General features: G+C 69.2%; 16 protein-coding genes. 11 read left to right on the top strand and 5 right to left on the bottom strand.

Annotation, left to right across the window (positions count from 1 at the left end):
* Positions 1-31: 31 nt before the first annotated feature.
* The 6 genes from ABZV40_RS01995 to ABZV40_RS02020 all read left to right on the top strand — a co-directional run bounded on the left by ABZV40_RS01995 (position 32) and on the right by ABZV40_RS02020 (position 3,795).
* On the top strand, positions 32-535 hold the full coding sequence (locus ABZV40_RS01995; RefSeq protein WP_355434345.1) for a hypothetical protein: 504 nt from the start codon (positions 32-34) through the stop codon (positions 533-535).
* A 110-nt stretch (positions 536-645) separates the two neighbouring features.
* Positions 646-1,356 carry an ABC-2 family transporter protein gene (locus tag ABZV40_RS02000; protein ID WP_355434348.1) on the top strand — a complete coding sequence of 237 codons (711 nt, stop codon included), beginning with the start codon at positions 646-648 and terminating at the stop codon, positions 1,354-1,356.
* A complete protein-coding gene (locus tag ABZV40_RS02005) occupies positions 1,349-2,146 on the top strand; it encodes an ABC-2 family transporter protein (RefSeq protein ID WP_355434350.1) in 798 nt (265 codons plus the stop codon). Before ABZV40_RS02000 ends, ABZV40_RS02005 begins: the two co-directional genes overlap by 8 nt.
* Positions 2,143-3,114 (top strand): ATP-binding cassette domain-containing protein, encoded by a 972-nt coding sequence (locus ABZV40_RS02010; protein WP_355434352.1) that lies wholly within the window; start codon positions 2,143-2,145, stop codon positions 3,112-3,114. Before ABZV40_RS02005 ends, ABZV40_RS02010 begins: the two co-directional genes overlap by 4 nt.
* 45 nt (positions 3,115-3,159) lie before the next feature.
* A complete protein-coding gene (locus ABZV40_RS02015; RefSeq protein ID WP_355434354.1) occupies positions 3,160-3,507 on the top strand; it encodes a hypothetical protein in 348 nt (115 codons plus the stop codon).
* 96 nt (positions 3,508-3,603) lie between these two features.
* Positions 3,604-3,795 carry a DUF1918 domain-containing protein gene (locus ABZV40_RS02020; protein ID WP_030470815.1) on the top strand — a complete coding sequence of 64 codons (192 nt, stop codon included), beginning with the start codon at positions 3,604-3,606 and terminating at the stop codon, positions 3,793-3,795.
* Here the strand turns inward: ABZV40_RS02020 and ABZV40_RS02025 are convergent.
* Positions 3,792-4,604: an inositol monophosphatase family protein gene (locus tag ABZV40_RS02025; RefSeq protein WP_355434357.1), complete on the bottom strand. Its 813-nt coding sequence runs from the start codon at positions 4,602-4,604 to the stop codon at positions 3,792-3,794. The two genes, ABZV40_RS02020 and ABZV40_RS02025, sit on opposite strands and share 4 nt — an antisense overlap.
* A 20-nt stretch (positions 4,605-4,624) precedes the next feature.
* Positions 4,625-5,605, bottom strand: a complete 981-nt coding sequence (locus ABZV40_RS02030) for a malate dehydrogenase (RefSeq protein ID WP_355434360.1) — start codon at positions 5,603-5,605, stop codon at positions 4,625-4,627.
* Positions 5,606-5,697: 92 nt separating this feature from the next.
* Here ABZV40_RS02030 and ABZV40_RS02035 point away from each other — a divergent pair, with 92 nt between their 5' ends.
* Entirely contained in the window at positions 5,698-6,297 is a 600-nt protein-coding gene (locus ABZV40_RS02035; RefSeq protein WP_355434362.1) for a pentapeptide repeat-containing protein, read from the top strand.
* On the opposite strand, the gene ABZV40_RS02040 is transcribed toward ABZV40_RS02035, so the two are convergent.
* Positions 6,283-6,588, bottom strand: a complete 306-nt coding sequence (locus tag ABZV40_RS02040; RefSeq protein ID WP_355434365.1) for a hypothetical protein — start codon at positions 6,586-6,588, stop codon at positions 6,283-6,285. The genes ABZV40_RS02035 and ABZV40_RS02040 overlap by 15 nt on opposite strands.
* A complete protein-coding gene (locus ABZV40_RS02045) occupies positions 6,588-9,200 on the bottom strand; it encodes a TNT domain-containing protein (protein WP_355434367.1) in 2,613 nt (870 codons plus the stop codon). Before ABZV40_RS02045 ends, ABZV40_RS02040 begins: the two co-directional genes overlap by 1 nt.
* A gap of 141 nt (positions 9,201-9,341) precedes the next feature.
* Between ABZV40_RS02045 and ABZV40_RS02050 the strand changes: the two genes are divergently transcribed.
* The 3 genes from ABZV40_RS02050 to ABZV40_RS02060 are packed head-to-tail and all read left to right on the top strand — an operon-like array spanning position 9,342 to position 11,414.
* Positions 9,342-10,262 carry a DMT family transporter gene (locus ABZV40_RS02050; RefSeq protein ID WP_355434369.1) on the top strand — a complete coding sequence of 307 codons (921 nt, stop codon included), beginning with the start codon at positions 9,342-9,344 and terminating at the stop codon, positions 10,260-10,262.
* A complete protein-coding gene (locus ABZV40_RS02055; protein WP_355434372.1) occupies positions 10,259-11,107 on the top strand; it encodes a bifunctional methylenetetrahydrofolate dehydrogenase/methenyltetrahydrofolate cyclohydrolase in 849 nt (282 codons plus the stop codon). Before ABZV40_RS02050 ends, ABZV40_RS02055 begins: the two co-directional genes overlap by 4 nt.
* Positions 11,108-11,120: 13 nt before the next feature.
* Positions 11,121-11,414, top strand: coding sequence for a DUF3017 domain-containing protein (locus tag ABZV40_RS02060; RefSeq protein ID WP_355434961.1), 294 nt, complete (start codon positions 11,121-11,123; stop codon positions 11,412-11,414).
* On the opposite strand, the gene ABZV40_RS02065 is transcribed toward ABZV40_RS02060, so the two are convergent.
* Positions 11,389-11,973, bottom strand: coding sequence for a TetR family transcriptional regulator (locus ABZV40_RS02065; protein ID WP_355434374.1), 585 nt, complete (start codon positions 11,971-11,973; stop codon positions 11,389-11,391). The genes ABZV40_RS02060 and ABZV40_RS02065 overlap by 26 nt on opposite strands.
* Before the next feature lie 75 nt (positions 11,974-12,048).
* Here ABZV40_RS02065 and ABZV40_RS02070 point away from each other — a divergent pair, with 75 nt between their 5' ends.
* Positions 12,049-12,612: a dihydrofolate reductase family protein gene (locus tag ABZV40_RS02070; RefSeq protein WP_355434377.1), complete on the top strand. Its 564-nt coding sequence runs from the start codon at positions 12,049-12,051 to the stop codon at positions 12,610-12,612.
* The last annotated feature ends 59 nt before the right edge of the window (positions 12,613-12,671 follow it).

Raw genomic sequence — 12,671 nt, forward strand, 5'->3', positions numbered from 1 at the left:
ATGATTCCCCGGCAAACGTCCTGGGGGGATCATGAAGAAGCTTCGCGCGTTCGCCGCATGTCTTGCTGTCGCGGGATCTCTGGTGGTGAGCGCCCCGACAGCACAGGCCGCAGGGGCCTGCTACCAGTCCGGCGCGCACGCCGGGTACTCGCCGACGTACACCTGTGCCATCTGGCGTTCCAACCACCTGTGGTCGATGTACGGCTCGGCGACGTTCACCGGGCGTGACAACACGACCGGCGTGCTCGGTGCGGGCAACAGCTGGTTCGTCTGTCAGCGCAAGTGGGTCGTCAAGCTGGAGTACGGGCCGATCAAGAACGACTGGTTCGCCTACACGCTCGGCGACAACGGGTACTGGGGCTGGGTCAACGCCGCACACTTCTCGGCGGGCGGGAACTGGGAGCCGGTGCCGGGGCTCGGCATCTGCCCCGGCGGCTTCGGGGAGACCGCGAATTACCCGGGCGACCAGCCGAGGGGTGGCACGCGCTTCGACCTCTCGGGTCCCGACCACGAGTCCAACGTCTCGATCAACTGAAAATCCACTTGCGACGGTCACTAACGTAGACCGACGTGCGTGTCCACGCCGATTTGATCATTGCTGGATTTCGAAGGTACTCGACCTACCGACAAGCGATGCTGGCCGGAATGACCACGAACGTGGTGTTCGGCCTGCTGCGACTCTCCATCATCACCGCCGCGGTCAAGGCGGCGCACGGCGAGATCGCGAACTACGACATCGCTGCCACCAACACGTACGTCTGGATCGGGCAGGGGCTGCTCGGGTTCGTCCTGCTGTGGGGGAACAACGAGCTCGCCGAGCGCGTGCGATCCGGTGACGTGGTAGTAGACCTCTATCGGCCGTGGCATCTCCAGGGCGCCCTCCTCGCCGAGGACGTCGGACGCGGCGGTTTCGCGCTGCTGGTGAGGCTGGCGCCGCCGATGGTGTTCGGCATGCTGCTGTTCCCGTTCCAGTTCCCCGAGAACCCGCTGCGGTGGCCGCTGTTCCTGCTCAGTGCCACGATCGCGCTGGTCATCAGCTTCGGGGTGCGGTTCCTGGTGGAGGCCAGCGCGTTCTGGCTGCTCGACAACCGCGGGGTGTACGGGTTCTGGAACGTGACCTCCGGCCTGCTGTGCGGACTGACGGTGCCCATCGCGTTCTTCCCGGAGTGGGCCAGGAACGCGCTGTGGGCGTCACCCTTCCCCGCGTTGCTGCAGGCGCCGATCGACGTGTTCCTCGGACACGGCAGCGCCGCGAAACTCCTGCTGTACCAAGCCATCTGGGCCGTGGTCGTCCTCGCGCTCGGCCACTTCATGCTGCAACGCGCGGTGCGCAGGGTGGTGGTCCAGGGTGGCTGACGTCATCTACACCCGGCTCATCGGCGCGCGGATCAGGAGCCAGCTCGCCTACCGCGGCTCGTTCGCGATCGACTTCGTGTCGCAGGTGATGGCGCAGTCCTACGAGCTGATCGTGATTCTGGTGCTCTTCGGCCAGGTCACCGCGCTGGGCGGGTTCAGCAGGGACGAGGTGCTGCTGATGTACGCCTTCGCGGGCGCGGCGTTCGGCGTCGCCGACCTCTTCGCCGGGCAGCTCGACAACCTGCCGACGTACATCCGCACCGGCAACTTCGACGTGCTGCTGATGCGACCGCTCGGGACGTTGCCGCAGATCATGTGCTCCGACATCCGGTTGCGCCGGATCGGGCGGATCACCGGCGCCCTCGCCGTCATGGCCTACGCGCTCTCGCACGTCGCGGTCGACTGGTCGCCGGCGAAGATCCTGCTGACCGTCGCGACGCCGGTGGCGGGCGCGGTGATCTACGGTTCGGTCTGGGTGGTCGCCTGCTCGATCTGCTTCTGGATCGTCGAGGGGCGGGAGTTCGCCAACGCGGTCACCTACGGCAGCAACGCCTTCACGTCGTACCCGATCAACGTCTACGCCCGGCCGTTGCGCTGGCTGATGGCGTTCGTGGTGCCGGGAGCGTTCGTCGCGTACTACCCGAGCCTCGCGCTGCTCGGGAAACAGGACCCGCTCGGGCTGCCGGGCTGGGTCGGCTGGACATCACCGCTCGTCGCGGTCCTGGCGGCGACGGCTGCCGGGCTGGTGTGGCGGTTCGCGGTCAGGCACTACCGGGGAACGGGATCATGATCGAGGTCAGGGAGCTCCGCAGGGAGTTCAAGGTCGCCACGTCGAAAGGCCTGCGGCGCAACTACAAGACCGTCACGGCGGTCGACGGCGTCACGTTCGACGTCGGGGCGGGAGAGGCCGTCGGGTACGTCGGTCCGAACGGCGCCGGCAAGTCCACGACGATCAAGATGCTGACCGGGATCCTGGTCCCGACCAGCGGCCACCTCCTGGTCGACGGCGTGGACCCGGCGAAGCAGCGCCGCGATCTCGCGAAGCGCATCGGTGTCGTGTTCGGCCAGCGCAGCCAGCTCTGGTGGGACCTTCCGCTGAAGGACAGCTTCGACCTGCTGCGGTCGATCTACCGGGTGAGCCACGAGGACTACCGGCGGCGGCTCGACGAGTGCGTCGAACTTCTCGGCCTGCAGGAGCTGCTGATCACCCCGGTGCGGCAGCTCTCGCTGGGCCAGCGGATGCGCGGTGAGATCACCGCCGCGCTCCTGCACGCGCCGGAGCTCCTGGTGCTCGACGAACCGACGATCGGCCTGGACCTGGAGTCGAAGGAGCGCCTGCGGGAGTTCCTCGCGGACATCAACACCCGCCGCGGCACGACGCTCCTGCTCACCACGCACGACCTGGACGACATCGAACGCCTCTGCCCGCGGTTGATGGTGATCGACCACGGCCGGGTGCTCGCCGACGGGCCGCTGGACGAGCTGCGCGCCGAGGTGACCCCGGAACGTGAGCTGGTCATCGACCTCAGGGAACCCGGGCCGGCCCCGGACGTCCCCGGAGTGACCGCGGTGCGCAGTGAGGCCAACGGGTTGCGGCACCACCTCACGTTCAGGAGGGCGGAGATGACGGCGGCTCAGTTGATCACCCAGGTGGTGCGGCAGGTGGAGGTGCACGACCTGGCCGTGGTGGAGCCGGAGATCGACGACGTGATTCGGAAGCTGTACCAGCGCCAGGTCGAGCAGGACGCGCATCGGTAGAGTCGGAAGCAACACAAACGGACACATCGGGCACAAGGAGAGCGAATGCGCCTAGTCGGACCGCTGGCAGCAGCCGTCATCGCGTTGGGTGGCCTGACGGCCTGCGACACGATCCAGGGAGTCAGCAACACCGCGGACAAGGTGAAGCTGTGCGCCGACGCGATCCAGCTGCTGGGCTTCTCGCCGGACCTGAGCAACCCGCAGAAGGCGCTGGAGGACACCCAGGCCAAGGCGAAGGAGCTCCAGAACCTCGCGAACTCCTCCCCCGACGAGCAGGTGAAGAAGGCTCTGCAGGACGCGGCCAACGGCATGCAGAACGTCGGTTCCGCCGCGGACTGGGTGCAGCAGAAGGCCGATCTCGTCGCGAAGGTCTCCTCAGCCTGCGGCGGATGAGGCCTTGAGCCCTGTTGCGTTCCTCCGGTGTCGGCCTAGGCTTTACGCGTTCAGCGCGCCATGCCTCACGCCGCACACCGGAGGTGTCGCAGCATCATGCAAGCAACCGTTGGTGACAGGCTCCACGTTCACAGCCGATCGGTCGGCCTCGAAGAGCGTCTGGGCGAGATCCTCGAAGTGCGCGGGACCGACGGCCAGCCGCCGTACCTGGTCCGGTTCAACGACGGCCACGAGGGCCTGGTGTTCCCCGGCCCCGACTGCATCGTCGAGCCGCGGGGCGAGATCTAACCGAGCACCGTCGTGATCAACTCCTCGGCGAGCTGAGGAGTCGCTGCCGCCACGCCTGACCACCGCCTGCTGAGGTCGGGGTCGAAGGTGAACGGCCGCCCGCGCAGGTCGACCAGCACCCCACCCGCGGCGGGCACGGTGACCAGCGCCGTCGCCAGGTCCATGATCCGGTGCGTGTCGCTGCCCGGATCGATGAACGCGTCGACGGTGCCCTCCGCGACCAGCATGGTCTCCAGGCAGGTCGTGCAGAGCACCCGGATGCGGTCGGCGCGGTTCGCGATGCGCAGCCACGCGTCCTGAGTGCCGGTCTTGGGGCGCATCAGACACACGGACGCGCCGTCCAAAGTGGTGCGTCCGGTCGTGTGGAACGACGTCGGAACTCCTGCGCGCGCATGCCACGCACGGCCCGTGTCGAACCACGTCGTCAAAGCTTCTTTGGCCGTGCCGTCCTCAACGAGAGCACCGGCGAAGCACGAGAGAGGAACGCCGAACGCGGCGTTCGCTGACCCGTCGACCGGGTCGATGACCAGCGTGATCGAGGAACCGTTGTCGACGAACCCGGCTTCCTCGGAGAGGAGGTTCACGCGGTTGCGGTGGATGGACTCCAGCACCGCGTCCTCGACGATGCGGTCGACGCGCATCGTCGGCGTTCCATCGGCGCCGTCCGCGACTTCTTCGCGGAGTTCGACGCGTGTGTGCAGTGATCGCGCGCGCCCGTACGCCGCTGACGCCGCGCGGGCGGCATCAGCGAGCGCAGGGTGCACGTCATCGGAGAGCTGAGGCTGGGGCACGTCCCATGGAATGCGCACGTGCCCACAGTGCCACGAAATCAGATCAGGCCGAGGCCCTTGACCGCGTCGCGCTCCTCGACCAGCTCGGCCACGGAGGCGTCGATGCGGGCGCGGGAGAACTCGTCGATCTCCAGGCCCTGGATGATCTCGTACGAGCCACCGGAGCACTTGACGGGGAACGACGAGATGATGCCCTCGGGCACGCCGTACGAACCGTCCGACGGGACGGCCATCGAGGTCCACTCGGTGCCGTTGACCCAGTCGTAGATGTGGTCGATGGCGGCGTTCGCGGCCGAGGCGGCGGAAGAAGCGCCACGGGCCTCGATGATCGCCGCACCGCGCTTGGCGACGGTCGGGATGAAGTCGTTCTCCAGCCACGCCTGGTCGTTCACGGCCTCGGCGGCGGTCTTGTCGCCCACCTTGGCGTGGAACAGGTCCGGGTACTGGGTGGCCGAGTGGTTGCCCCAGATCGTCATGTTCTGGATGTCGGTGACCGCGACGCCCAGCTTCTTGGCGAGCTGCGACAGGGCGCGGTTGTGGTCCAGGCGGGTCATCGCGGTGAAGCGCTCGCGCGGGACGTCCGGCGCGTGCTGCTGGGCGATGAGGGCGTTGGTGTTGGCCGGGTTGCCGACCACGAGCACCTTCACGTCGTCCGCGGCGCCGGCGTTGATCGCCTCGCCCTGCGGCTTGAAGATGCCGCCGTTGGCCTCGAGCAGGTCGCCGCGCTCCATGCCCTTGGTGCGGGGGCGGGCGCCGACGAGCAGGGCCACGTTCACGCCGTCGAACGCGGTCTTCGCGTCGTCGGTGATCGTGATGCCCTTGAGCAGCGGGAAGGCGCAGTCGTCGAGCTCCATCGCGGTGCCCTCGGCGGCCTTCAGCGCCGGGGTGATCTCCAACAGCCGCAGGTTGACCGGGGTGTCCGGGCCCAGCAGGTGGCCGGAGGCGATGCGGAAGAGCAGTGCGTAGCCGATCTGGCCGGCTGCACCGGTGACAGTGACGTTCACGGGCGTGCGGGTCATGAGCCTTCCCGAATGACGGTCCTCGTTGACGTCGGGCAGGTCGCCCGGCGTCCCGCACGTTACCAACACGTGGACAGTGGCAGAGTGTGAGAGTGGACAACCCCGACGAAGAGATCGGCGAGGACTACGCCGACGCGGTTCTGCCCGGACAGCACTGGGAGAAGCGGTCTTTCACCGACTGCGACTTCACCGAAGCCGATCTCCGCGAGCTCGTCACGACGGGGTGCACGTTCACCCGGTGCGACTTCACCCGGACGGATCTCGGCGAGTCGAAGCACCACGCGACGGCGTTCCGGCAGTGCACCTTCGACCGCACGGTGCTGACGCGGTCGTCGTTCACCTCGTGCAGCCTCATGGGCTCGAACTTCGTCGACTGCGTGCTGCGGCCGATCGCCTTCACCGAGGTCGACTTCACGCTGGCGTCGTTGGTGAAGGCGCCGCTGTACGAGCTGAAGCTGGGAGGGCAGCGGTTCCGCGAGACGAACCTCATGGAGGCCGACCTGCGCAACACCGACCTGAGCAAGGCGGACCTGATGGGCGCACGGCTGCTCGACGCCAAGCTGGAGGGCGCGGACCTGCGCGGGGCGCTGATCGACGCGAACGGGCTCCGGCAGGCCAAGCTCGCCGGAGCCCTCATCGACGTCGACCAGGCGATCGCGTTCGCCGCGGCCTACGGGCTAGTCGTCTCGTGAGGTGATTCGCACGGACGGGTGGATGCGCACGTGCATCTCGCCGTCCTCGAACTCCACGGCGACGTGCGACTCGCCTTTGCCGGACCACACGAGCATCCGAGTCGCGCGTTCGCGGTAGAGGTCGACCACCGGATCGTCGCCCTGGAACCACCGCACTCGCACCGACGAGGCGTGCGCGTCGAACGAAACGCGCACGTCCTGCACCTGGACGACCCTCACCCACGGCTCGTCCTCGGCCTGCGTACCGACACCGAACGCGTCGATGAACTCGGCATCGGATGGCACCAACATCAGTTGTCAGCTGATCCCGTGATCTCCACGAGGACACCGTCGGCGACCATCTCCTCGATCGACTTCGGCAGCAGGTAGGCGGTTCCGCCACCGGGCTGCTCGAACCACGGCACGGCGACGCCCGTCAGCACCTCGAGCGGGCGGCGCAACCGGTACACGCGGTACGGGCGGTTGATCCACGACGGCACGAGGCTGCGTTCGGGGAACGGGGTGCCCGCCACGTAGACGAGGTTGCCGTTCTGGTCGCCGTAGCGGTCGACCTCGGTGCCCGCCGGCAGCTCGAACATCTGCTTGTGGCGGAACAACGTCAGCGGCGGCTCGCCCGCGAGCGGTGCGATCGGGAACTTCCGCTTCGACGGCTCCTCCTGCGCGACCGCGGCGGCCACCGGTGCCGGTGCGGGAGCCGGCGCGGGTGCCGGTGCCGGTGCCGGTGCCGGCAGAGGAGGCGGCGGCGGGGCCGCCTGCGGTTGGGGCATCGGCGGGCGCTGCGGCGGCACCGGGCGGCGCGGCTCCTCGCGGAAACCGTTGCCCACCGGCCGTGGCGGCGGAGGCGGGGGCGGCGGCGTGCGCACGATCGTGCGGAAGTTGCCGAGGACGAGCTTGCCGACCAGGTACGCCGACGCGTCCTCGACCTTGTCGAACCGCACCGGGCTCTTCGGGCCGTGGTCGAACCAGCACACCTCCCAGCTGTCGCCGTCGAGGCGCAGCGTCCAGGTGCGGTCGGCGGGCTCGCCGATCCGGTACACGCCGTGCGGGACGCTCAGGTCGTCCAGCGCGCGGCGGGTGCCCGCCAGCTCGCGGTCCTCCTCCGGGGTGACCGTGCGGGGCGGCTTCACCGGCTCCGGTTCCGGTTCCGGCTCGGCCTCCGGCTCGTTGAACAGCGCCGCGTCGAACTGGGTCGTCTCCTCGGCAGGCGCGGGCGGAGGTGGTACCGAGACCGGCACGACCGGAGGCGCCACCGGCAAGGGCTCGGGGACGGGTTCCGGCTCGAAGGCCTGCGGTTCGAACGGCTGCGGTTCGAACTTCTGGGCCTCGAACGCGGTCGTGGACTCGATCTCGTTCTCGGCCAGGTCGGGCTCGTCCTCCGCGACCGCGACGACCGGGTGCTCCTCGGTGACCTCCGCCGGGCTCTCCGCCGGCTCGTCGAGGACCGGGTTCCACGCCATCGTGTCCTGCATGACGTCGCGCGGGCGTTCTTCTGCCTCCGGGACGAGGCTCGCCGTGCTCTCCTCCTCGCGGTGGTGCGTGAAGAGCTCGGGCTCGTCCGGTCCGGCGGTCGGGATCTGGGGTTCGTCGACGGCGTCCACGACATCGTCTTCGTGCCGGACGTCCGTTTCGTTCGGCTCCTCGGCCACGGCCTCGGCGACGACCGGGGGCGCGACCTCCGCCACGGGCTCCGGCTCCTCGGGCTCGCTCGGGTGCGGGGCGAAGAGGTCCATGCCCGCGCCGTAGGTGTCGCGCAGGCGCCGGTCGTCGACGTGGTCGGGCACGCCGTCGGAGTCGAAGACCACCCGATAGGGCGGACCGTCACCGACCGGCGGCGGCACCGGCACCGCGACCGTGGCACCGAGGTCCGCGTGCTGCGGTTCGGCCTCGACCTGCGGTTGCCCGGTCCTGACCTCGGCAGCCTGCGGCTCCGGGTACATCGGCTCGAAGTCGTACTCCTCCGGCTCTTCGTCGTCGAAGGACGGCGGGGCCACGTACTGCGTCGCGTCCGGCTCCGGTTCCGGTTCGGGCTCGGGTTCGGGCTGCTGCTGCACCGGCTGCACGGGCTCCGGAGGCACCGGCACGACGGTTCCGGGCGGCGCGGCGGGCGCGCCGAGGTTCGCGGCGGCGGCGAGCCTCGACTCCTCGGACACCTCCGGCAGGCTGAAACCGGCGGCCCGCGCGCGTTCGACCAGCTCCGGCTCCGGCGGCACGCCGTACTTGCGCAGGTAGTAGGAGACGCCGACGGGCCAGATCCAGGCACCGTCGGTCTGGAACCCGGAGGGCACGACCTGCGGCGAGTCCGGGTGCAGGACGTCGGCGTCGAAACCGCGGCCCGCGACAGCGACCGGCGCGTTCGACAGGTACGCCAGCAGCGGCACGACCTCGGCCTCGGGCACCGGCGGCCGGTTGACCGACGGACGGCCACCCGGACCGGCACCGTCGAACACGCGGACCGTGCGGAACACCGGCGTCGGCGGGTTCAGCCTGCGGCGCAGCCACTCGGGGACGTTCTCGTCGGCACGCGGGAAGAACCGCATCTCGTCGAAGTACGCCTGCTGCGGCGGTGGCGTCTGCCAGACCGGCTCGGCGCGGTCGAAGTCGAGGTTGTAGCTCGACGGGTGATCGAGCTGGTAGCGGGCGTTCGTCCAGCTGCCCCGGCCCTCCCGGTGCATGCCGGCCCGCAGCCGGGCGAACAGCGACGCGACCTCCTGCGGCGGCGCCCACGCGTGCGAGGTGCCGTCCTGAAGCCGCATTTCGGCCTCCAGCTCGAAGTACCGGCCGGTGGCTCGGTACTGCGCGATCACACTGCGCCAGTCCTCTGGTGCGGCCCGCATGAGAGTCAGGCCGATCTGCTTAACCAGAGCGTCCTGCTCGGTAGGGTTCAACGGCTTCGGCTCGGACACGCCAACATCTTCCCCTGCAAATCGCCGGATCGCACACGTCCCCCGCCGCTGCGCCGAACGGTGGAGGCCCGACCTTAACGCGGTGGACCTGCCAGGTTAAAGCTGATCAAGAACACACCCCCGTCTCGGCTGGAGGAGCTCGTGTCGCGGTCCGCGCAGGTGACCGGTGGTCTGCTGGCCGCGATCGGCGGTGTGGCCGTCGCGGTCCAGGGCAGGGTGAACGGGTCGCTGGCGGAGTCGTTGCACAACGGTTTCCTCGCCGCGTTGATCTCGTTCGGCGGCGGGTGGCTCGTGCTGGTGGTGGCAGTCCTGTCGCGACAGTCCGGACGCGACGGGCTGGCGCGGTTGCGGGCCGCGCTGGCCGGGCGGCGGATCCGCTGGTGGGAGTGCGTCGGAGGGATCGCCGGCGCGTTTCTGGTGGCCTCGCAGGGAATCGCGATCGCGACGATCGGCGTGGCGGTGTTCACCGTCGCCGTGGTCGTCGGGCAGGTGGTGAGCAGCCTGGTCGTGGACCGGCGGGGCCTCGGGCCGGGCGAGCCGAAGCCGTTGACGCTCACCCGAGTGCTCGGCGCGGCCGTCGGTGTCGTCGCGGTGGTGGTCGCCGTGTCGGACCGGTTCACCTCGCCGGGCGCGTTGTGGCTCGCGGTGCTGCCACTGGTCGGCGGGCTGCTGCTGGGCTGGCAGCAGGCGGTGAACGGGCTGGTGCGCGAGGCCGCCGGACACTCGGTGACGACGATTCTCGTGAACTTCACCACCGGCACGACGGCGTTGCTGCTCGTCAACCTGGTCGCCGCGCGGGATGTGCCCGGCGTTTTCCCGTCGGACTGGTGGCTCTACATCGGCGGGTTGCTCGGCATCGTCGGCGTGGGCGGCGCGATCGTGTCCGTGCGGTTCATCGGGGTGCTGATGGTCGGGCTGTGCGCGGTGTGCGGGCAGCTCATCGGTGCCGTGCTGCTCGACGCGGCGAGCGGGCACCTGGCGTTGCCGACGGTCATCGGTGTCGTGCTGACGCTGGTGTCGGTGGGCGTCGCCGCGCTGCCCAGTGGGAGGATGAGGACGTGACTGCGACGCTGCTCAACGGCAACGAAACCCGGAACGCGCTGTTCGAGGACCTCAAGGCGCGGGTCGCCGCGCTGCCCGGCTCGGTCGGTCTGGCCACCGTGCTGGTCGGCGACGACCCCGGCTCGCACTCGTACGTGAAGGGCAAGCACAAGGCGTGCGAGAAGGTCGGCATCAAGTCGATCCGCCGCGACCTGCCCGAGTCGACCACGCAGGAGGAGCTGGAAGCCGTCATCGACGAGCTGAACGCCAACCCCGAGGTCACCGCCTACATCGTGCAGCTGCCGCTGCCCAAGCACCTCGACGCCAACGCGATCCTGGAGCGGATCGACCCGCGCAAGGACGGCGACGGCCTGCACCCGGTCAACCTGGGCAAGCTGGTGCTCGGCGTGGACGCGCCGCTGCCCGCGACCCCGCGCGGCATCGTGGAGCTGCTGCGCCGCTACGACGTGCCGCTCGCGGGCGCGAACGTCACCGTGGTCGGCCGCGGCGTCACCGTCGGCCGCCCGATCGGCCTGCTGCTGACCCGCCGCACCGAGAACGCCACCGTGACGCTGTGCCACACCGGCACCAAGGACCTCGCCGCCGAGGTGCGCCGCGCGGACATCGTGATCGCGGGCGCCGGCAGCGCGGGCCTGATCACCGCCGACATGGTGAAGCCGGGCGCGGCCGTGATCGACGTCGGCATCACGCGCACCGAGGCCGGCCTGGTCGGCGACGTGGCCCCCGAGGTCCGCGAGGTCGCGGGCTGGCTCGCCCCGATCCCCGGCGGCGCCGGCCCGATGACCGTCGCGATGCTGCTGACCAACACCGTCGAAGCCGCCGAGCGCGCCCATGCGGCGGTCTGACGCGGAAGCGCTCATGCCGGAACAGCGCTGGCGGTCGGGCCCCGGCAAGCACCTGCCGTTCGCGCTGGTGCTCGGGATCGGCGTGTTCGGGCTGGTGCGGATCTTCCAGTACCACTGGCGGCAGGGCGCCGTGCTGCTCGGCCTGTCGCTGCTGGTGGCGGCCGTGCTGAGGGTCCTGGTGACCGACGAGCAGGCCGGTCTGATCAAGATCCGCGGCCGCGGCATGGACGCGTTCCTCTACTCCACTCTGGGCATCGTGGTGATCGCCGTGTCGCTGACGATCACCGGTGGCCCGCTGAGCCGATAGCCCTGTCGACGAGGACCTCGATGAACTCGTCGAGGTCCATCGGCTCGGTGATGTCCGGCAAGGTCAGCCGTTCGTAGATGAACCCCGTCATCGCGAAGTACAGCAGGATGACGGTCATCCGGTCACCCGGCAGCTTCGACTCCTCGTTGAACGCGATGTTGAACTCGAGGTTGTCAGCCATCGTCCTGGTGAGTGCCGTGCGGAGGTCCGACCTGCGCGTCGCCTCCAGCCGCAACTCCATCAACGCCAGGTAGCACGCCTTGTCCGCGTCCGCTCGCTTGATGATGTCGTGCATGAACTTGATGCTCAGCGACCTGTCGCGGGGCAACGCCAGCGACTCCGCGATCGACTCGTCGGACGGCGCCAACCGTTGCGTCACCCTGATCGCCACCTCGGACATCAGGTCGTCGCGGGTGGCGAAGTAGTTCGACGCCGTGCCCGCAGGAACCTCCGCCTTCGCGTCGACCGCGCGGTAGGTCAGTCCCCGCGCCCCCTCTTCCGCCAGGACGTCGATCGCAGCGTCCAACAGGGCGGTTCGCCGTGCTTCGTTCCGGACCACGAATCCTCCTTGACAACCACTACAGCCATAGTACTACAGTTGTCGTGGTTAAACCACTCCGAGGGGATGATCTGTATGCGAAAGCTCGTCTACTACGTGGCAGTGACGCTGGACGGGTTCATCGCGGCCGAGGACGGCACCTTCGACGGGTTCATCTTCGAAGGCGACCACATGGCCGGAATCAACGCCGAGTACCCGGACACGCTGCCCACCCAGTTCCGCGCGGCCCTGGGCCTGGAGGACGCGCCGAACCGGAACTTCGACACCGTGCTGATGGGCCGCCACACCTACCAGGTACCGGGCGGACTCGCCTCGCCCTACGCCCACCTGCGGCAGTTCGTGGTGTCGTCGTCGCTGACCGGCACCCCGGACGACGTCGAGGTGATCCGCCAGGACGTCGCAGGCCGCGTGCGTGGGCTGAAGGAGGAGGACGGCCTCGACATCTGGCTGTGCGGCGGCGGCAAACTGGCCGCCGAACTGCTGCCCCAGATCGACAAGCTGCTGTTGAAGATCCACCCGGTGGTGTTCGGGCGCGGCATCCCCTTGTTCGACGGGAAGGCCGACATCACCAAGTTCGCGCGCACCAACGCGCAGCTGTTCGAGAGCGGGGTTTCGTTCATGACTTACGAGCGTGCCTGACAAATGATTGACGGGCGGTCAGTCCGCCCGTAATACTTTGGTCAACACCGAGAAGGAAG

This window comes from Lentzea sp. NPDC004782, assembly GCF_040609115.1.
In the GTDB taxonomy this organism is placed as follows: Bacteria; Actinomycetota; Actinomycetes; order Mycobacteriales; family Pseudonocardiaceae; genus Lentzea.